21 protein-coding genes are annotated in these 20,168 nt (G+C 65.0%); 20 read left to right on the top strand and 1 reads right to left on the bottom strand.

Going from position 1 to position 20,168, the window contains the following annotated elements:
* From ACK4S9_RS15775 to ACK4S9_RS15835, 13 genes are all read left to right on the top strand, one after another.
* The coding region (locus tag ACK4S9_RS15775; protein ID WP_409727296.1) for a FimV/HubP family polar landmark protein at positions 1-2,625 on the top strand (2,625 nt) is incomplete at its 5' end.
* Complete coding sequence (gene truA / locus ACK4S9_RS15780) at positions 2,622-3,422, top strand: tRNA pseudouridine(38-40) synthase TruA (RefSeq protein WP_409727299.1); 801 nt, start codon at positions 2,622-2,624, stop codon at positions 3,420-3,422. The genes ACK4S9_RS15775 and truA, both read left to right, overlap by 4 nt.
* Positions 3,423-3,439: 17 nt before the next feature.
* Entirely contained in the window at positions 3,440-4,132 is a 693-nt protein-coding gene (locus ACK4S9_RS15785; protein WP_409727302.1) for a phosphoribosylanthranilate isomerase, read from the top strand.
* A complete protein-coding gene (gene trpB, locus ACK4S9_RS15790) occupies positions 4,116-5,357 on the top strand; it encodes a tryptophan synthase subunit beta (RefSeq protein ID WP_409727305.1) in 1,242 nt (413 codons plus the stop codon). Before ACK4S9_RS15785 ends, trpB begins: the two co-directional genes overlap by 17 nt.
* Positions 5,358-5,401: 44 nt before the next feature.
* Positions 5,402-6,199, top strand: a complete 798-nt coding sequence (trpA, locus tag ACK4S9_RS15795) for a tryptophan synthase subunit alpha (RefSeq protein WP_409727308.1) — start codon at positions 5,402-5,404, stop codon at positions 6,197-6,199.
* Positions 6,200-6,309: 110 nt separating this feature from the next.
* Entirely contained in the window at positions 6,310-6,609 is a 300-nt protein-coding gene (locus ACK4S9_RS15800; protein WP_409727311.1) for a hypothetical protein, read from the top strand.
* Positions 6,610-6,758: 149 nt separating this feature from the next.
* Positions 6,759-7,631: an acetyl-CoA carboxylase, carboxyltransferase subunit beta gene (gene accD / locus ACK4S9_RS15805; protein ID WP_409266213.1), complete on the top strand. Its 873-nt coding sequence runs from the start codon at positions 6,759-6,761 to the stop codon at positions 7,629-7,631.
* 69 nt (positions 7,632-7,700) lie between these two features.
* Positions 7,701-8,999 carry a bifunctional tetrahydrofolate synthase/dihydrofolate synthase gene (gene folC / locus ACK4S9_RS15810; RefSeq protein WP_409727315.1) on the top strand — a complete coding sequence of 433 codons (1,299 nt, stop codon included), beginning with the start codon at positions 7,701-7,703 and terminating at the stop codon, positions 8,997-8,999.
* Positions 9,000-9,011: 12 nt separating this feature from the next.
* A complete protein-coding gene (locus ACK4S9_RS15815) occupies positions 9,012-9,953 on the top strand; it encodes an SPOR domain-containing protein (protein WP_409727318.1) in 942 nt (313 codons plus the stop codon).
* A 28-nt stretch (positions 9,954-9,981) separates the two neighbouring features.
* Positions 9,982-10,470: a CvpA family protein gene (locus tag ACK4S9_RS15820; RefSeq protein WP_409727321.1), complete on the top strand. Its 489-nt coding sequence runs from the start codon at positions 9,982-9,984 to the stop codon at positions 10,468-10,470.
* Positions 10,471-10,520: 50 nt separating this feature from the next.
* Entirely contained in the window at positions 10,521-12,044 is a 1,524-nt protein-coding gene (gene purF, locus ACK4S9_RS15825) for an amidophosphoribosyltransferase (protein ID WP_409727324.1), read from the top strand.
* Between the two features lie 4 nt (positions 12,045-12,048).
* Positions 12,049-13,287: a cystathionine gamma-synthase family protein gene (locus tag ACK4S9_RS15830; protein WP_409727327.1), complete on the top strand. Its 1,239-nt coding sequence runs from the start codon at positions 12,049-12,051 to the stop codon at positions 13,285-13,287.
* Positions 13,288-13,601: 314 nt separating this feature from the next.
* Complete coding sequence (locus tag ACK4S9_RS15835; protein ID WP_409727330.1) at positions 13,602-14,336, top strand: sel1 repeat family protein; 735 nt, start codon at positions 13,602-13,604, stop codon at positions 14,334-14,336.
* Between the two features lie 25 nt (positions 14,337-14,361).
* Here ACK4S9_RS15835 and lexA read toward each other — a convergent pair whose 3' ends face one another.
* Positions 14,362-14,994 (bottom strand): transcriptional repressor LexA, encoded by a 633-nt coding sequence (lexA, locus tag ACK4S9_RS15840; protein ID WP_409727333.1) that lies wholly within the window; start codon positions 14,992-14,994, stop codon positions 14,362-14,364.
* 239 nt (positions 14,995-15,233) lie between these two features.
* On the opposite strand from lexA, the gene rpsF reads away from it, so the two are divergent.
* The 7 genes from rpsF to ACK4S9_RS15875 all read left to right on the top strand — a co-directional run bounded on the left by rpsF (position 15,234) and on the right by ACK4S9_RS15875 (position 20,018).
* Positions 15,234-15,632 carry a 30S ribosomal protein S6 gene (gene rpsF / locus ACK4S9_RS15845; RefSeq protein ID WP_409727336.1) on the top strand — a complete coding sequence of 133 codons (399 nt, stop codon included), beginning with the start codon at positions 15,234-15,236 and terminating at the stop codon, positions 15,630-15,632.
* Between the two features lie 27 nt (positions 15,633-15,659).
* Positions 15,660-15,950, top strand: a complete 291-nt coding sequence (priB, locus tag ACK4S9_RS15850) for a primosomal replication protein N (RefSeq protein WP_281909440.1) — start codon at positions 15,660-15,662, stop codon at positions 15,948-15,950.
* Positions 15,951-15,992: 42 nt separating this feature from the next.
* Complete coding sequence (gene rpsR, locus ACK4S9_RS15855; RefSeq protein WP_027866749.1) at positions 15,993-16,283, top strand: 30S ribosomal protein S18; 291 nt, start codon at positions 15,993-15,995, stop codon at positions 16,281-16,283.
* Positions 16,284-16,320: 37 nt separating this feature from the next.
* A complete protein-coding gene (gene rplI, locus ACK4S9_RS15860) occupies positions 16,321-16,773 on the top strand; it encodes a 50S ribosomal protein L9 (protein ID WP_027866750.1) in 453 nt (150 codons plus the stop codon).
* A gap of 105 nt (positions 16,774-16,878) precedes the next feature.
* Positions 16,879-18,264, top strand: a complete 1,386-nt coding sequence (locus ACK4S9_RS15865) for a replicative DNA helicase (protein WP_224942844.1) — start codon at positions 16,879-16,881, stop codon at positions 18,262-18,264.
* An 83-nt stretch (positions 18,265-18,347) separates the two neighbouring features.
* On the top strand, positions 18,348-18,974 hold the full coding sequence (locus ACK4S9_RS15870) for a DUF47 domain-containing protein (protein ID WP_409727341.1): 627 nt from the start codon (positions 18,348-18,350) through the stop codon (positions 18,972-18,974).
* Between the two features lie 33 nt (positions 18,975-19,007).
* The gene (locus tag ACK4S9_RS15875; protein WP_409727344.1) at positions 19,008-20,018 is read left to right on the top strand and encodes an inorganic phosphate transporter; all 1,011 of its coding nucleotides are present in this window, start codon (positions 19,008-19,010) and stop codon (positions 20,016-20,018) included.
* The last annotated feature ends 150 nt before the right edge of the window (positions 20,019-20,168 follow it).

The following is a 20,168-nucleotide window of genomic DNA, read 5'->3' on the forward strand; positions in this document are numbered from 1 at the left end:
GCGGCCCCGGCGGCAGCGCCTGCCGCGCCGCGCGCCGCAACGCCGCAGCAGGCCGCGCCGGCAAGCCAGCCGTCGCAGCAGACGCAGCAGGAACCGCGGCGCGAGACGCCGCGCGCTGGCGCGCCTGCGGTCGACGCGCCTTCGAGCTACCGCGTGCGCCCGGGCGACACCCTGGGCAGGATCGCCGCCAAGCTCAAGCCGGCCGACATCTCGCTCGACATGATGCTGGTGGCGCTGTACCGCGCCAACCCGGACGCCTTCATCGGCAACAACATGAACCGCCTGAAATCGGGCCAGATCCTGTCGGTGCCGGACTCCGGCGCCCTCAGGGGCACCGGCGAGGCCGAGGCGCGCGGCATCGTGGTCGCGCACGCCGCCGACTTCAATGCCTACCGTAACAAGCTGGCCGGGCAGGTGGCCAATGCCGCCCCGCAGCGTACGCCGCAGGCCGGCCAGAGCGCGGCCGGCCGCATCACTGCCAAGGTCGAGGAACGCCCGACCGCCGCCAACGAATCGCAGGACCAGCTGCGCCTGTCGAAAGCGACCCAGGCCAGCGCCGGCGCGCAGGGCGCGCCTGGGGCGACGACGGCAAGCACCGAAGAGGCGATCGCGCGCGAGCGCGAACTGGAGCAGGCCCAGGCCCGCGTGAAGGAACTCGAGAAGAACGTCAACGAGCTGGAGCAGCTGATGACGGTGAAAAGCCGTTCCGGCAGCGAAGTGCAGAACGCCGCCGCGGCCGGCGCCGTCGCCGGCGCAGCCACCGCGACGCCGGCCAGCCCGGCAGCCAAACCGGCGGCGCAGGCCAAGCCGGCAGCGCCGGCCGAACCCACGCCGCAGGAGAAGGGCTTCGCCGACATGCTGATGGACAACATCAACTATGTAGCCGCCGGCGCCGCCATCCTGCTGCTGGGCGCGCTGGGCATCTCGCAGCGCCGCCGCAAGAAAGGCGAGGGCGCCAAGACCATCGTCGCCGAACCCTCGGTGCTGGGCGTGCCGACCCAGGGGGCGCACTCGCTGTTCGCGGAAGCGGGCGGCCAGAGCGTCGACACCAGCAACAGCGTGTTCAATTCCAGCTTCGCCCCTTCAGCCTCGCAGCTCGACACCAACGAGGTCGACCCGGTCGCGGAAGCCGACGTCTACATCGCCTACGGCCGCGACGCGCAGGCCGAGGAAATCCTGAAGGAAGCGCTGCGCAACCACCCGGAACGCCACGCGGTGCGCCTGAAACTGCTCGAGATCTACGCCGCCCGCAAGGACCTGCGCGCCTTCGAGACCCAGGCCGGCGAGCTGCATGGCCTGACGCGCGGCATGGGAGACGAGTGGGCCCAGGCGGCCGCGCTTGGCCTCAGCATCGACCCGACCAATGCGCTGTATGCCGCTGCCGCCGGCGCCGCGCCGGTGGCGCCGACCCCGAGCCCGCAGGAGCGCGACCAGCAGTCGCTGCTGTCGCAGCAGCTCGAGGCATCGTTCCGCGGTGGTGCACCGGTGGCCGCCCTGGGCGCCGGCGCCATGGCCGGCGCCGCTTACGCCGCGCTGGACCACGACGTGGAAGAGGATGCCACCGCCGTGCCGCAAGCCGATGCCGTGCTGTCGCACGACACCACCCAAACGACCGAAGCGCGCGCCGACGACAACTCGCTCGACTTCGACCTCGGCGGCCTGACCTTCGAACCGGTCGCCAGCACCGAAGCGATCCCCATGGCCGGTCCCGGCCGCGATGATGTGCTCGATGAGGCGCTCGATGACACCGCCGTGCCGGATCTCGACTTCGCGCTCGATCCGGTCAGCCCGGCCGATCTCACCGCCGCGCCTGCACCCACGGGCGAAGAGCCCTTCGACCTCGCCTTCGACATGAGCTTCGGCGAGCCGGAAACCGCCGCCCAGCCGCAAGAGGCCGTCGCGGCCGAGCAGGCCGCGGTGGCGGAGCACGACCTGGCCGGCCTGGCCGCCGAATTCGACCTGCCACCGCTGCCGGCGCTGGCCGAAGACGAGCCGCCCGCGCCCGCCACGGCGGCCGCCGAACAGGATCCGCTGTTCGACCTCGACAGCATGGACTTCGGCCTGCCGGCCGCCGCCGCCGCGCCCGCCGCCGTGGCCGAGGCGACCCCGTTCCACGAAGAGCTGCCAGCCAGCCTCGGCGCCCCGGGCGGCGCAGACGATCCGCTGTTCGACCTCGACACCATGGACTTCGGCAGCCCGGCCGAGCCGAGCCCCGCGCCGAGCCTGTCCCAGCCGCATGTCGAACCCTTCGACTTCGACGCGCCGCCGGCCGCCGCCGACGCGACCGCCGATGAAGACCCGTTCGCATTCGACGAGGCCGCGCCGGCTGCGCCGACCGCCGCCGCGGGCGAGCCGTCCTTCGACCTGACCGACATCGACCTCGACCTGCCGACCTTCGAGCCGGCCGCGGGGGCGGATGCCGCGCTGCCGGTGCCGGGCGACGCCCTGGAGCCGGCCGCGATGTCGCCGGAACACATGGAAATGGAAACCAAGCTCGACCTCGCGATCGCCTACCAGGAAATCGGCGACAAGGAAGGTGCGCGCGAGCTGCTCGATGAAGTCATCAAGGGTGGCAGCAGCGAACAGGTGAGCAAGGCCAGCGCAATGCGCTCCCTGCTCGCGTGAGGCGCATCGCACTGGGTGTCCAGTACGTCGGTACGGGCTGGAACGGCTACCAGAAGCAGCCGGAACGAAACACCGTCCAGGACCGGCTCGAGATCGCGCTCGAGAAGTTCGCCTGCACGCCGCTTGCCACCACCTGCGCCGGCCGCACCGACGCGGGCGTGCACGGCATCGAGCAGGTGGTCCATTTCGACACCGAACTCGACCGCGCCATGCAGAGCTGGGTGCGCGGCGTGAACGCCTTCCTGCCCGACTCGATCGTGGTGCGCTGGGCGCACGAGGTCGCGCCCGATGCCGAGGGCAACGAATTCCATGCGCGCTTCTCGGCGCGTTCGCGCACCTATCACTATGTGCTCTACAACCACGCGAACCCGTCGGCGCTGCTGGCCGGCCGGGCGGGCTGGGTGTTCCGTCCGCTCGACGTGGAGCGCATGCGTGAAGCCGGCCAGCACCTGATCGGCGAGCACGATTTCTCGGCCTTCCGCGCCTCTGGCTGCCAGGCCAATTCGCCGGTCAAGCAGATGCATGAGGTCAGCATCGAGCGCTACGGCGATGTGATCGTATTCACGGTGCGCGCCAGCGCTTTCCTCCATCACATGGTGCGCAACATCGTCGGTTCGCTCATCTACGTGGGCACGGGGCGCAACGAACCGGGCTGGATGAAAGAGGTGCTGGAGAGCCGTTCGCGCGACGTGGCCGCGCCCACTTTCATGCCGGACGGCCTGTACCTGGCAAAAATCGATTACGATCCCAAGTGGGGATTGCCCCAGGAGCCATCACATCCGCTGCCTTGGCTCTAGGCTGTTTGAGGATCGTCATGCAACGCACCCGTATCAAGATTTGCGGCATCACGCGCGCGGAAGACCTGCGCGCGGCCGTTCATGCCGGCGCCGACGCGCTGGGTTTCGTTTTTTATCCGAAAAGCCCGCGCTACGTCACGCCGGAACAGGCGGCCGAACTGTGCCGGGCGCTGCCGCCCTTCGTGTCGGCGGTGGCCCTGTTCGTCAACCCGACGCCGGACGAGGTGAGGGCGGTGGCGGCAAATGCGCCGCTGTCGCTGATCCAGTTCCATGGCGACGAAACGGTCGAGCAGTGCGCGGCGCTGGCCGCGGACGTCGCGCGGCCCTTCGTGAAAGCCTTCCGCGTCAGGCCGGACACGGCTCCCGATGAACTGCTAGAATACGAACGCATATACCGCGCCGCCAGTCCCTGGTTCTCCGGCCTGTTGCTGGATACCTGGGTGGACGCCTACGGCGGCGCAGGAAAGGTCTTCGATTGGTCTCTCGTCCCAAAAGAGCTCGCGCCTCGGGTCGTTTTGAGTGGTGGGTTGAACGCACAGAACGCGACTGACGCGGTGGTACGTGTCCGTCCCTTCGCGGTCGACGTCAGCAGTGGCGTCGAAGCGCAGAAGGGCATCAAGGATGCCCGCAGGCTTGCCGATTTCGTTCAGGCAGTGCGGGCCGCCGACGCCATCCATTCGAGTGAGAACCATCATGAAAGATCGTCCTAGCGGGAACACCCCGCTGTTCCAGACCCCGGATTACCAACTGCCCGACCAGAGCGGGCACTTTGGCCCCTACGGCGGCAGCTTCGTCGCCGAAACCCTGTCGCATGCCCTGGCCGAATTGAACGAGGCCTATGCGCGCTATTCGAACGACCCCGAATTCCTCGAGGAATTCCGCTACGAACTGGCCCACTTCGTCGGCCGTCCCTCGCCGGTCTACCACGCCAGGCGCTGGTCCGAACAGGTGGGCGGCGCCCAGATCTTCTTCAAGCGCGAAGACCTGAACCACACGGGCGCGCACAAGATCAACAACGTGATCGGCCAGGCCCTGCTGGCACGCCGCATGGGCAAGAAGCGCATCATCGCCGAGACCGGCGCGGGCCAGCACGGCGTGGCCACCGCCACCATTTGCGCGCGCTTCGGCATGGAGTGCGTGGTCTACATGGGCAGCGAAGACGTCCAGCGCCAGGCGCAGAACGTCTACCGCATGAAGCTGCTGGGCGCGACCGTCGTGCCGGTGGAATCGGGCTCCAAGACCCTGAAGGACGCGCTCAACGAAGCGATGCGCGACTGGGTCACCAACATCGAAAACACCTTCTACATCATCGGCACCGTGGCGGGGCCGCACCCGTATCCGATGATGGTGCGCGACTTCCAGTCGGTGATCGGCGAGGAGTGCCGCGTCCAGATGCCAGCCATGACCGGCCGCCAGCCCGATTTCGTAGTAGCCTGCGTCGGCGGCGGCTCGAACGCCATGGGCATCTTCTATCCCTACATCGACGAGCCGGGCGTGAAACTGGTGGGCGTCGAGCCGGCAGGCGAGGGCCTGGAGACGGGCAAGCATGCGGCGTCCCTGAGCGCCGGCATCCCGGGCGTGCTGCACGGCAACCGCACCTATCTGCTGCAGGACGAGAACGGGCAGATCATCGAGACCCATTCGGTCTCGGCCGGCCTGGATTACCCGGGCGTGGGACCGGAACACGCCTGGCTGAAGGACATCAAGCGCGCCGAGTACGTGAGCATCACGGACGAGGAAGCCTTGCAGGCCTTCCACGACTGCTGCCGCATCGAAGGCATCATCCCGGCGCTGGAGTCCTCGCACGCGATCGCCTACGCGACCAAGCTGGCGGCCACGCTGCCGCAGGACCGGCTCATCCTGGTCAACCTGTCGGGCCGCGGCGACAAGGACATGCACACGGTGGCGCAGAGGATGGGGCTGGATTTCAGCTGACCGCCTGCCCACGCCTTCGTGAACCCTTGATAAGAAAGAACAGCATGTCCCGTATTGCATCGACCTTTGCCGCCCTCAAGGCGCAGAACAAGACCGGCCTGGTCACCTTCATCACCGCCGGCGACCCCGGTCCGGAATTCACCGTGCCCCTGATGCACGCCCTGGTGGAGGGCGGCGCCGACGTCCTGGAACTGGGTGTGCCGTTTTCCGACCCGATGGCCGAAGGCCCGGTCATCCAGCGCGCCTGCGAGCGCGCGCTGGAGTTCAATGTCGGCCTGAAGGACGTCTTCGGTTTTGTGCGTGAATTCCGCAAGACCAACACCACGACGCCCGTCGTGTTGATGGGCTACGCCAACCCGATCGAGCGCATCGGCCCCGACACTTTTATTAGCTGCGCGAAAGAGGCCGGCGCCGACGGCGCGATCGTGGTCGACTATCCGCCGGAAGAATGCGCGGCCTTTGCCGAGGCCATGCGCGCCAACGAACTCGACCTGATCTTCCTGCTGGCGCCGACCTCGACCACGAAGCGGGTGCAGCAGGTGGCGCAGTACGGCAGCGGCTTCAGCTACTACGTCTCGCTCAAGGGCGTGACCGGCTCCGGCAGCATCGACACGCAAGACGTGGCACGGCGCGTGGCCGCGATCCGCGAGCACGTCAAGCTGCCGATCGGTGTCGGTTTCGGCATCCGCGACGGCGCCACGGCCCGTGCGGTGGCGGAGGTGGCGGATGCGGTGGTGATCGGCAGCCGCATCATCCAGGAGCTGGAATCGGTGCCGAAGGAACAGGCTGTGGACGCGGTGCGGAGCTTCACCTCGGGCATCCGCAGCGCACTGGACGCCTGAGCAAAGCTTGCCTTCACGCAAGACGCGGCTTGCGCTGCCGCGTCTGAGAAAGGGGTTCATCGCGGTACAGTAGATCCGTTGTTTTCGATAAACAATTTTTGGATCTTGCGATGAAAATACAAATTGTAAACGTGTCGGTAGGCCAGACAGCGAAGGTCCTGGCAGTGCTGTACACAGTGATGTCCCTGCCCATCATGCTGTTCGTCACGGCAGCGGGATTTGTTGGCGGAGGCCTTGGTGCGGGCATTGGCGTGGCCATCATGACGCTGTTGATTGCTCCGCTTGTGTATGGCTTGCTCACCTTTCTTTTTGCCGGCCTGGTGGCATGGCTCTACAACCTTGTCGCCCGGCGGGTCGGCGGTCTGGAATACAGCATCGCAGACATGTCCGACGCGGCCGCCAAGACCTGAAGGCCCATGAGCAGGAAACACGGGGACGCCATCTGGCGTCCCTTTTTGTTTGATGTCGGAATGGCAATTGGCAGGGCGACATGATTCGACAAGCGGGACGCTTGCGGCTACACTACCGCCACTTCGAAGACTTGCCGCAAGGAGAAAAGATGAGTTGGCTAGAAAAACTGCTGCCCCCACGGATCCAGCGCTCCGATGCCGCCAAGAGCAAGACCATGCCCGAAGGGCTGTGGGTCAAGTGCCCGTCGTGCGAATCGGTCCTGTATCGCGCCGACCTGGAATCCAATCAGCACGTTTGCCCCAAGTGCGACCATCACATGCGCATCCGCGCCCGCGAGCGCCTCGATGCGCTGCTCGACGAAGGCGGCCGTTATGAGATCGGCCAGGAAGCCCTGCCGGTCGATACCCTGAAGTTCAAGGATAGCAAGAAATACCCGGACCGCCTCAAGCAGGCCATGGACGCCACGGGCGAAACCGATGCCCTGATCGTCCAGGGCGGCTCGATCATGAGCCTGCCGGTCGTGGTGGCCTGCTTCGAATTCGAATTCATGGGCGGCTCGATGGGTTCGGTCGTCGGCGAGCGTTTCGTGCGCGGCGCCCAGGTGGCGCTGGAGCAGAAGGTGCCCTTCATCTGTATCACCGCCACCGGCGGCGCCCGAATGCAGGAAGGCCTGCTGTCGCTGATGCAGATGGCCAAGACCACCGCCATGCTGACCAAGCTGTCGGAAAAGAAACTGCCGTTCATCTCCGTGCTGACCGACCCGACCATGGGCGGCGTCTCGGCCTCGTTCGCCTTCATGGGCGACGTCGTCATCGCCGAACCGAAAGCCCTGATCGGCTTTGCCGGTCCGCGCGTGATCGAGAACACCGTGCGCGAAAAGCTGCCGGAAGGCTTCCAGCGCGCCGAGTTCCTGGTGCAGAAGGGCGCCGTCGACATGATCGTCGACCGCCGCAAGATGCGCGAAGAAATCGCCCGCCTGCTGGCGCTGCTGCAAAACCAGGCCGCCGACGCGCTGGCCTGATTCACCCCGGTGCGGGTGCCCATGCATCCGCACCCGTGCTTCCCGCACGCATACCGACGTCTCCATCCAATGCCTACTCTCCCGACCACCTTGCCCGACTGGCTGGCGCTGCTCGAGTCGCGCCATGCCGAAACCCACATCGACATGGGCCTGGACCGCGTCCGCGCCGTCAAGGAACGCATGGGGCTCGCCTTCAGTTGCCCCGTGATCATGGTGGCCGGCACCAACGGCAAGGGCTCGACCTGCGCCATGCTGGAAGCCATGCTGCTGCAGTCCGGCTACCGCGTCGGCCTGTACATCAAGCCACACTTCCTCGACTTCAACGAGCGCGCCCGCATCAACGGCGAGATGGCGTCCGATGAAGCGCTGGTAGCCAGCTTCGATGTGGTGGAAGGCGCGCGCGGCGAGGTCTCGCTGACCTACTTCGAGTTCACCACGCTGGCGATCATGCACCTGATTTCGCAGGCCGGCGTGGACGTCGCCATCCTCGAGGTCGGCCTGGGTGGGCGGCTGGACGCGGTCAACGTGGTCGACGCCGACGTGGCGATCGTCACCAGCGTCGACATCGACCATACGGATTACCTGGGAGACACCCGCGAGAAGATCGGTTTTGAAAAGGCCGGCATCTTCCGCCCGGGCAAGGCCGCGATCTGCAGCGACCCGGTGCCCCCAACAACGCTCATCGAGCATGCGGAAAGCATCGGCGCCGACCTGTGGCTGCTGGGGCGCGACTTCAACTACCAGGGCGACCAGCAGCAGTGGAGCTATGGCGGGCGCGGCCAGCGCCGCAATTCGCTCGCCTATCCGGCCCTGCGCGGCGCCAACCAGCTGCTCAATGCCTCGGCCGCGCTGGCGGCGCTGGAAGTGCTGCGCATGCAGCTGCCCTGCGGCGCCCAGGAAGTGCGCGCCGGCCTGGCCATGGTCGAGCTGCCGGGACGCTTCCAGGTGCTGCCGGGCCGTCCGACCCAGGTGCTGGACGTGGCCCATAACCCGCACGCGGCAAGCGCCCTGGCGCACAACCTCGGCAACATGGGCTTTCACCGCTACACCTATGCGGTGTTCGGCATCATGGAAGACAAGGACATCGACGCCGTTGTCAACCCCCTGAAGGGCATCGTCGACCACTGGTGCGTCACCGCGCTGCCTTCGCCGCGCTCGAGCGACCCGCGGCAACTGGCCGAAAAGCTCGCGGTATTGAAGCCCGCCGGCGCGAAAGAAGACGATTTTTCGGTCGCCGCCTTCGCTACGCCAGCCGAAGCCTATGCGAATGCCGTGAGCCGGGCTGGGGAGAATGATAGAATTGTGGTCTTTGGCTCGTTCTATACGGTCGCCGGCGTCATGGCGGCCCGCAAACACTCTCTTCACTGATATTAGAAACGCATGGGCTTGTTCTCGTTCGGTAGCAAAAACAAGCAAGACACTGTCCGGGACAGCGGCCATTTCGTCAAGGATGACGACGCCGCTTATGGGCAGCAGGCCCGCGCCAAGCGCGCCACCCACGCCGGCGAAGGCGCCACCCGCGGCCGCGGCCGCGCCGGGGCCGATCCGATCCTGCCCGAGAAGAAGCGCGCGCGCCGCCGCCTGGTAGGCGCGATCGCGCTGGCCCTCGCCGCCGCGGTCGGCCTGCCGATGCTGCTCGATTCCGAGCCCAAGCCGCTCGGCGCCGACATCGCCATCAACATCCCATCGAAGGACAAGGCGGCGCCGCTGCCGGTGCCGGCCGCGGCCACCGTCGACAGCGGCGAGGAGATCGTCGAGCCGACCGACGACCCGACGCTCGCATCGGCCCAGCCGCCGGCACCCGCGACCAGCGTGTCGCCGCCGCCGGCCGATCCGCCGCCGGTCCGTACCCTCGACATCGCCCGCGCCGAGTCCGCCGCGGCAAGAGCCGAAGCCCGGCCGGAACCGGCCAAGCCCGAGCCCAGGCGCGAGCCGAAGGTCGAGGCGCATCCGAAGGTCGCCGACCTGGAACCGAAGAAGTTGGAGAAGCCGGCCGAGAAACCGCCGGTCAAGCCGGTCGCCGCGACGCCGGCGCCGGTCCAGAGCGACGCCGCGCGCGCCATGGCCATCCTGGAAGGCAAGCCGGTCGTGAAGGCCGGCGGCCCGTCGCAGAAATACGTGGTGCAGGTGGCCGCGCTGGCGACCCAGCAGAAGGTCGATGAACTGCAGGGGCGCCTGCGTGCGGCAGGCGTGTCCTCCTTCACCGAACGGTCCGGCGACCTGATCCGCGTGCGCGTGGGCCCGTACACCAAGGAAGAGGGCGAGAAGATCCGCTCGAAGCTGATCGCGATGGGCCTGTCCGGCTCCATGGTGCCGCTCTGATCCAGTATTCCAGGCAAGGGTTGGCGGCGTGACGATTTTCGATTACCTGGTCTTGTTCGTACTGGTATCGTCGGTCATCATTTCCACCCTGCGCGGCCTGGTCAAGGAGATCCTGTCGCTGCTGGGTTGGATCGTGGCCTTCGTGGTGGCGAACGCCTACGGCGCCCAGCTGGCGCCGCTGCTGCCGGAGTTGCTGCCCGGCGAGACCGCGCGCCTGATCATGGCCTTCGTGCTGCTGTTCCTCGGCGCGCGTATCCTGATGGGCCTGCTGTCGCTGGCGATCGGCGCCCTGATCGCGGCCAGCGGCCTGAGCCTGGCGGACCGCGGGCTGGGCGGATTGTTTGGATTGGCGCGCGGCATTGTAATCGTGCTGGCCGCCGTCATATTGTGTGGGATGACGTCCATCCCACAGCAGGATTTCTGGAGGAATGCGTTGCTGTCACCCATGGCGGAAACCGGAGCACGCACCGTCAAGCCCTTTCTCCCCGCTGCCCTGGGGCAGCACATCAATTTCTGAAGTCGGTTTTCATTTTTTGTAATCACGCAGTCCAGTTTTAGGAGCGCACCATGTGTGGCATCGTCGGCGTCGTCTCGAACAATCCCGTCAACCAGCTTCTGTATGACGCCTTGCTGCTGCTGCAGCACCGCGGCCAGGACGCGGCGGGTATTGCAACCAATCACAGCAGCATGTTCTCGATGTACAAGGCCAACGGCCTGGTGCGCGATGTGTTCCGTACCCGTAACATGCGTACGCTGCAGGGCAACACCGGTATCGGCCACTGCCGCTACCCGACCGCCGGCTCCTCGAGCGAGGAAGAAGCGCAGCCGTTCTACGTGAACGCGCCCTTCGGCATCACCCTGGCCCATAACGGCAACCTGACCAACCAGGCCCAGCTCAAGGAAGACCTGTTCAAGAACGATCGCCGTCATATCAACACCGACTCCGATTCGGAAGTGCTGCTCAACGTGCTGGCGCACGAGATCCAGGAAGCGGCCGACGGCTACAAGCTCGACACCGACGCGGTGTTCAAGGCGGTGGCGGCCGTGCACCGCCGCGTGCGCGGCGCCTACGCCGTCGTGGCCCAGATCGCCGGCCACGGCATGCTGGCCTTCCGCGATCCGTTCGGCATCCGTCCGCTGTGCCTCGGCGTGAACGAGACCGAAGCCGGCACCGAATACCTGGTGGCCAGCGAATCGGTGGCGCTGGAAGGCCTGGGTTTCCGCTTCGTGCGCGACATCGCGCCGGGTGAAGCCGTCTTCATCGGCAACGACGGCACCTTCCACGAGCGCCAGTGCGCCGAGAACCCGTCGCTCAATCCCTGCGCTTTCGAGTACGTCTACCTGGCCCGTCCGGATTCCGTGATCGACGGCGCCTCGGTGTACGCGACCCGCCTGCGCATGGGCGAATACCTGGCCGACAAGATCCGCAAGGAGATTCCGGTCGACGAGATCGACGTGGTCATGCCGATCCCGGATTCCTCGCGTCCGGCCGCGATCCAGCTGGCGCTGAAACTCGGCGTCGAGTACCGCGAAGGCTTCATCAAGAACCGCTACATCGGCCGCACCTTCATCATGCCGGGCCAGAACATGCGCAAGAAGTCGGTGCGCCAGAAGCTCAACGCGATCGCCTCCGAATTCAAGGACAAGAACGTGCTGCTGGTGGACGACTCGATCGTGCGCGGCACCACCAGCCGCGAGATCGTGCAGATGGCGCGCGACGCCGGCGCCCGCAAGGTGTTCTTCGCCTCGGCCGCGCCGCCGGTGCTGTACCCGAACGTGTACGGCATCGACATGCCGACCCGCGACGAGCTGATCGCCCACGGCCGCACTGTCGAGGAAGTCTGCAAGGAGATCACTGCCGACCGCCTGGTCTATCAGGACGTCGATGCGCTCAAAAAAGCGATCTCGGACGTCAACCCGGCCTTGAAGAATTTCGAGGCGTCCTGCTTCGACGGCGTTTATGTCACCGGCGACGTGACCCCGGAATACCTGGATCGTCAGGAATCCGCGCGCCACAAGGGCGGCAGCAAGGGCGTCGAGGACGCGGCCACCAACCAGCTCAACCTCAACCGTCCGGCCACGGCGGAGTAAGACCATGAGCGAGCAGAAGTACGGTTTCACCACCACCATCCTGCACAACGACCGCAGGAAGAGCATCGAGCAGGGCTCGCTGCACAAGCCGGTGCACACCTCGGTGGCCTTCGGCTACAAGGATGCGCGCCAGCTGGCCTCGGTCTTCCAGGGCAAGGAGCCGGGTTTCCGCTACGGACGCCAGGGCAACCCGACCGTCGGCGCGCTCGAGGACAAGATCACGATGATGGAAGACGGCGTCGGCAGCATCTGCTTCGCCACCGGCATGGCCGCCATCGGCGCGCTGTTCCAGGGACTGCTGCGCGCGGGCGACCACATCGTTTCGTCGTCTTTCCTGTTCGGGAACACCAACAGCCTGTGGCAGACGGTGGCGGGGCAGGGCGTGGCGGTCGACTTCGTCGATGCCACCATTGCCGCGAACGTCGAAGCGGCGCTCAAGCCGGAAACGCGCATGGTGTTCGTGGAGACCATCGCCAACCCGCGCACCCAGGTGGCGGACCTGGCGCGCATCGGCCAGCTGTGCCGCGAGCGCGGCATCCTGTACGTGGTCGACAACACCATGACCACGCCCTGGCTGTTCCGCCCGAAGGCGGTGGGGGCGGGCCTGGTGGTCAATTCGCTGACAAAGTCGATCGGCGGCCACGGCATCGCCCTGGGCGGCGCCCTGACCGACACCGGCCTGTTCGACTGGAGCGCCTACCCGCACATCGCGGCCAATTTCCGCAAGCAGCCGGCCGCTAACCAGGGCCTGGCCCAGTTGCGTGCCAAGGCCTTGCGCGACTTCGGGGCGGCGCTCGGGCCGGAAGCGGCCCACCACATCGCAGTGGGCGCCGAGACGCTGGCGCTGCGCATGGAACGTACCTGCGCCAACGCGCTGGCGCTGGCGCAGATGCTGGAGCGTGATGAACGCGTGGCAGCCGTCCACTATCCGGGCCTGGCCTCGCATCCGCAGAACGGCATCGTCACTGAGCTGTTCCGTGCCGGCGGCTCCCTGATGAGCTTCGAGCTGCGCGAGGATATCGACCCCTTCGACTACCTGAACCGCCTGAAGCTCGGCATCCCGGCCAGCAACCTGGGCGACACCCGTACCCTGGTGATCCCGGTGGCGCACACGATCTTCTTCGAGATGGGCCCCGAGCGGCGCGCCAGCATGGGCATCGCCGAATCCCTGATCCGCGTCTCGGTGGGCATCGAGGACACCGCGGACCTGCTGGCGGATTTCCGCCAGGCGCTCGACGCCTGAGCATGACGGCAACCCTTGGGTTGCCGTTTTTTTCGTAGGGTGGGGGCTGCACCGCATTGCTGGATCAGCCACTCGCGTGGACGCCGCCCACGCGTTCAAACAGCAGGTTAGCCGTGCCACTGTTCTTCGGAGCGTTGAACGCGTGGGCGGCAGTCACGTTGTCGATATGCCGGCCTTCGAGGTGGAGCCGCCCACCCTACGGAAAAAGTGCCGCTCCTTCAAAACGACGCCACTGGCGCCGTTTTGTTTCAGCGGTTGAGCAGGGCGGCACATGCCGCTATCATGGGATTTCTTTTCACCTGATCTCCCTGCCCATGAAGACCAAGCTGTTCCTTGCCTCCCTGCTGCTGTGCGGCGCCGCCTTTGCCGGCGAACTCGAAGACGCCAACGCCCTGTTCGAGAAGAAGGACTACGCGGGCGCGCTGAAGATCTACACCAAACTGGCCAATGCCGGCAATCCGGCCGCCCAGCAGGCGCTGGGCCAGATGTATTTCTACGGCGAGGCGGGAGAGGTCGACGAAGCGAAGGCCACCGATCTGTTCAAGAAAGCCGCCGCCAAGGGCAACAAGGTCGCGATCGCCTCACTCGAGTTGCTCGACCAGCGCGTCAAGCGCCGCAAGGACATCGACTACTGGATCAAGGGCTACGACGGCGAAGACCTGAAGTCGGGCGAGTTCCGTTGCGCCACGCCGCGCATTCCGGCGATGTCGAAGGTGAATGCCGACATCGACCGCATCGGCGCGGCCGTGCAGACCTGGCAGGACTGCTACAACAAGTACGTCACCAACCTGAACGCGGCGATGCCGCTGACCCAGCGCGTCCCGAGCGACATCCGGAAGCTGATGAACAAGGAAGAGCTCGAAAAATCGAATGCCCACCTGGCGCAGTTGCAGGAAAACCTGACCGAGGAAGCCAAGGTGAGTTCGAAGCTGGTGCTGGCGGACTACGCCGCATGGCGCTCGGCGACCGACGCCTATGTGACCGAGCACAACCAGATGGTGAAGTCCGCCAAGAAGGATTCCCACTGGGCGGACAAGAAGATCCAGTAAGCCGCCGCGCTGGCGGCTTGGCGAATCAATGCCAGCTGCGCATCAGGCCGACAGCCAGGCCTTCCAGGGCAAACTCGTCTTCCGGCGTCACCTGGATCACCTTGAAATCGGGATTCTCCGGCAGCAGTTCGACCAGGTTGCCGGTCTTGCGGTAGCGCTTGACGGTCACTTCCTCGCCCAGGCGGGCGACGACGATCTGGCCGTTCTTGGCGCTGTCGATCTTCTTGACCGCCAGGAAGTCGCCGTCGCAGATGCCGGCATCGCGCATCGACCAGCCCTTGACCTTCAGCAGGAAGTCGGGGCGCGCCGAGAACATGGCGGCGTCGACGGAGTAGGTGGCTTCGACGTGTTCCTGGGCCAGGATCGGCGAACCGGCGGCGACGCGGCCGACCAGCGGCAGCGACATCATGAGGTTGGGCGGCGGCATCGGGATCTGCTCGACCGAGGCGCCGACCAGGCGGATGCCGCGCGAGGTGCCCGGCGAAATCTCGATGGCGCCCTTGCGCGCCAGGGCCTGCAGGTGTTCCTCGGCGGCATTGGCCGACCGGAAGCCCAGCTCGGCCGCGATTTCGGCGCGGGTCGGCGGAAAGCCGGTGTTTTCGATCGCTTCCTTGATCAGGTTAAGGATCTGTTCTTGCCTTGCAGTGAGCTTGAGCATGGGTGTTATACGGCACTAGTTGTAAGAGCAGACTGTATTTTTGTACAGTATTCTGATATGCGCAAGGGCAAACACGGGAAAACTGTAAAAAATTTGTGCAGCACCGCGCATCCGTGGCGCCGGGGCATGCCCGGGTTCCCATCCGGTGATTTTTCAGGCTATAATCGAAGGCTTTCCCTTCCCACACTCGTCTTGACGCCGAGGTGGGCATTTGTTTAAACGTCCTTAAGGAGTGTTGCATGCGTCATTATGAAATCGTTTTTATCGTCCACCCGGACCAGAGCGAGCAAGTTCCGGCGATGATCGAGCGTTACAAGACCACGGTGACCAGCCGCGGCGGTAACATCCATCGCGTGGAAGACTGGGGCCGTCGCCAGATGGCTTACCAGATCCAGAAGCTGCCGAAGGCTCACTACATCTGCATGAACATCGAGTGCGACAACGAGACCCTGGTCGAGCTGGAAACCGCATTCAAGTTCAATGATGCCGTCCTGCGTCACCTGACCGTCAAGATGAAGAAGGCCGAAACCGCACCGTCGCCGATGATGAAGTCGGTCCAGCGCGAAGACGCAGCCAAGAGCCACCGCGCGGAAGCAGCTGCTGCTGCCCCGGCCGCTGCCGCTGCCGCTGCCGCCTAAGTTTTTCTCGGGAATTCGTCAAGCGCAGTGAACCGGTTCCAGCTCATCGCGACAATCGCGGAGCGAGACGTCCTGCGTTTCACCCCGGCCGGCGTCCCCATCGTGGGCGCGATCCTGATGCACGATTCGCAGCAGGTCGAGGCCGGAGTGGCAAGGCAGGTCGCGTTTGAAATCCCCGCGCTCGGCGCGGGCGAGATTTCGGGCAGGCTGGAAAGCGCCGAACTCGGCGCAGCCTACCGCTTCGACGGATTCCTCGCACGGAAAAACCGCAACAGCAAAGCCTTGGTGTTTCACATCATTGATTTCAGTGCCGCCTAACAGTAGGTTGGCGCAACTTAGATTAGATACAGGAGCCTCGAAATGGCATTCGGTAAAAAGTTCGACAAAAACAAAGCTAAAGAAAAAATGAAGCGCAAACAGCAGAACCCGCTGTTCAAGCGCAAGAAGTTCTGCCGCTTCACCGCCGCCGGCGTTGAGCAAGTGGACTACAAGGACGTCGACACCCTGAAGGACTTCGTCCAGGAAAACGGCAAGATCATGCCGGCACGCCTGACCGGCACCAAGGCGCACTACCAGCGCCAGGTCGACACCGCCATCAAGCGCGCACGCTACCTCGCGCTGCTGCCGTACACCGACCTGCACAACGCTTAAACAGCGGCACGTCAGTCAGAATACCTGGAGAATAAATATGCAAGTTATCCTGCTCGAAAAAGTCGTCAACGTCGGTAACCTGGGCGACGTCGTCAAAGTCAAGGATGGTTACGCACGTAACTTCCTGATCCCGCAAAAGATGGCACGCCGCGCCACCCAGGCCGCCGTGGCCGAGTTCGAAACCAAGCGCGCCGAACTGGAAAAAGCAGCAGCTGAAAAGCTGTCGGCTGCCCAGGCGCAAGGCGACAAGCTGAGCGGCATGACCGTCACCATCGCCCAGAAGGCGGGCGTGGACGGCCGTCTGTTCGGTTCGGTCACCAACTTCGACATCGCCGAAGCCCTGAGCAAGCAAGGTTTCCCGGTCGAAAAGTCGCAGGTTCGCATGCCGACCGGCCCGCTGAAGACCACCGGCGAATTCCCGGTTGCCGTCGCTCTGCACACCGACGTCGTCTCGGAAATCACCATCGCTGTGGTTGGCGAAGCCGCCTAAGCTGCTGTTGTATAAATGAAAAAGCCGGGTTCGCCCGGCTTTTTTTATCTCCGGAAACTCGCCAATTATTTCAGCCGTGTGACCGGAAACGGTATAATGCCCGCCATGAATTCCCCATCCGATCCGCAAGTCGATTCCCTGCGCATCCCGCCGCATTCCATCGAAGCAGAGCAGTCCGTCATCGGCGGTCTCCTGCGCGATAACGCGGCCTGGGACCGCATTGCCGACTTCATGCACGCAGAGGATTTCTACCGCTACGACCACCGCATCATCTTCGAGCAGATGGTCCGCCTGATCAACGCCGGCAAGCCGGCGGACGTGATCACGGTCTACGAAGCCTGCAACATGCTGGGCAAGGCCGAGGAGGTGGGCGGCCTGCAGTACCTGAACGCGATGGCGCAGAACACGCCGTCGGCGGCCAACATCCGCCGCTACGCCGAGATCGTGCGTGACCGCGGCATCCTGCGCAACCTGATCACCGTCGCCGACGAAATCTCGGGCAACGCCTTCAACCCGCAGGGCAAGGAAGTCAAGCAGATGCTCGACGAGGCCGAATCGAAGATCTTCGCCATCGCCGAAACCGGCGCCCGCGGCCAGCAGGGGTGGAACCCGATCCAGCCGCTGCTCACCCAGGTGGTCGAGCGTATCGACGAGCTGTACTCGCGCGAGAACCAGGGCGAGATCACCGGCGTGCCGACCGGCTTCATCGACCTCGACCGCATGACCTCTGGCCTGCAGCCGGGCGACCTGGTCATCGTGGCCGGCCGTCCGTCGATGGGCAAGACCGCGTTCTCGGTCAACATCGGCGAGAACGTCGCGATCGAAGCCGGCCTGCCGGTGGCTGTGTTCTCGATGGAGATGGGCGGCGCCCAGCTGGCCATGCGTATGCTCGGCTCGGTGGGCCAGCTCGACCAGCACCGCCTGCGTACCGGCCGCCTGAACGACGAAGACTGGCCGCGCCTGACGCACGCCATTCAGAAAATGAATGACGCCCAGCTCTACATCGACGAAACGCCGGCGCTCAATCCGATCGAGATGCGCGCACGGGCACGACGCCTGGCGCGCCAGTGCGGCAAGCTGGGCCTGATCATCGTCGACTACCTGCAGCTGATGCAGGGCAGCCAGCCGGGCGACAACCGCGCGGCCGAGATCTCCGAGATCTCGCGTAGCCTGAAAGGCCTGGCGAAAGAGCTGCATTGCCCCGTCATCGCCCTGTCCCAGCTGAACCGCTCGCTGGAACAGCGGCCCAACAAACGTCCCGTCATGTCCGACCTGCGCGAATCCGGCGCTATCGAACAGGATGCGGACGTGATCATCTTCCTGTATCGCGACGAGGTCTACAACCCCGACTCGCCGGATAAAGGAACCGCCGAGATCATCATCGGTAAGCAGCGTAATGGCCCGATCGGGGCGATTCGCCTTACCTGGATCGGCTCCTACACCAAGTTCGGCAACTACAGCGGCAACCTCGCCATCTACCAGGGCGACTAAGCCGATATCAGAAGTAAACACTCAGCCGCCGCCAGCCGTGGCGGCGGTATCGATGTCCCTAGAGATTCACAACGGAGAATAATATGTTCGGACGCCTGATGCCCCAGGAGGGCAAGTTTTTTGACCTGTTCAACCAGCACGCCGCCCTGTGCGTGAAGGGTGCGCAAGAAATGGTTGGTCTGATGACCAGCTTCGACGACCTGGAAAACCGCACCCACGCCGTGGAGAGCATCGAAAAACAGGCGGACAAGATCACCTACGAATGCGTCGACCTGCTGCACAAGACCTTCATCACCCCGCTCGACCGCGATGACATCCACAAGCTGATCACCAGCATGGACGACATCCTCGACATGATGGAAGATGCGGCCCAGACGGTGTCGCTGTACGACCTGCACGCCGTGACCCCGGAAGCCGCGCGCCTGGCGGAACTGTGCCTGTCGGCGTGCAAGAAGGTGCAGGAGGCCGTCTCCCTGCTGCACGACATGGGCAACGCCCAGAAGATCGTCGCCATCTGCGAGGAGATCGACCGCTTCGAGTCCGACGCCGACCACGTGATGCGCGCCGCCATGTCCAAGCTGTTCCGCGACGAACCGGACGTGCGCAACCTGATCAAGATGAAGGCCATCTACGAGATTCTCGAAACCGTGACCGACCGCTGCGAAGACGTGGCCAACATCGTCGAAGGCATCATCGTCGAAAACGCGTAAGGTTCAAAGCGCACACGCACAACAAGAATAAACATGGAAACTATTAACATCAGCATTTACGTGCTGGGCTTCCTGGTGCTGCTGGCACTGGTGTTCGACTTCATGAACGGCTTCCACGATTCGGCGAACTCGATCGCCACCGTGGTATCGACCGGCGTGCTCAAGCCCCAGCACGCGGTGGCGATGGCCGCCTTCTTCAACTTCATCGCGATCTTCGTGGTCAACATGAAGGTCGCGCAAACCATCGGCAAGGGCACCATCGACCCGCACGTGGTCGACCACTATGTGATCTTCGGCGCGCTGGTCGGCGCGATCACCTGGAACATCATCACCTGGTACTACGGCATCCCGTCCTCGTCCTCCCACGCGCTGATCGGCGGCCTGGTGGGCGCGGCGGTGGCCAAGGCGGGCACCGGTTCCCTGATCGCCGGCGGCCTGCTCAAGACCGTGGCCTTCATCGTGGTGGCGCCGCTGCTGGGCTTCGCCCTCGGGACGATCATCATGCTGATCGTGTCCTGGACCTTCGTGAAATCGACGCCGCGCAAGGTCGACACCTGGTTCCGCCGCCTGCAGCTGGCGTCGGCCGCAGCCTATTCGCTGGGCCACGGCGGCAACGATGCGCAGAAGACCATGGGCATCATCTGGATGCTCCTGATCGCCGCGGGCACCGTCAGCGCCACCGCCACCCATCCGCCGGCCTGGGTCATCATTTCCTGCTACGCGGCGATCGCCTTCGGCACGCTGTTCGGCGGCTGGCGCATCGTCAAGACCATGGGCCAGAAGATCACCAAGCTCAAGCCGGTCGGCGGCTTCTGCGCGGAAACCGGCGGCGCCATGACCCTCCTGATGTCGAGCTACTTCGGCATCCCGGTCTCGACCACCCATACCATCACCGGCGCGATCGTCGGCGTGGGGGCCTCGCAGAAGATGTCGGCGGTGCGTTGGGGCGTGGCCGGCAACATCGTCTGGGCCTGGGTCTTCACCATCCCGGCATCGGCCTTCATGGCGGCGATCGCCTGGTGGATCGGCACCCACATCATGTAAGGCGGTGGCCGCCCGACGATCGGGCGGCCCCTCGGCAAGACTGAACGGATTCACCGCAAGGTGAATCCGTTTTTTCTTGATGGCGGCAGTACCAAAAAGAGAGGCGCTGTCATCCTTCACTATGGATGAGCGCCGAACTGCTGAGCTGCT

Source organism: Massilia sp. (assembly GCF_046293535.1).
GTDB lineage: Bacteria > Pseudomonadota > Gammaproteobacteria > Burkholderiales > Burkholderiaceae_D > Telluria.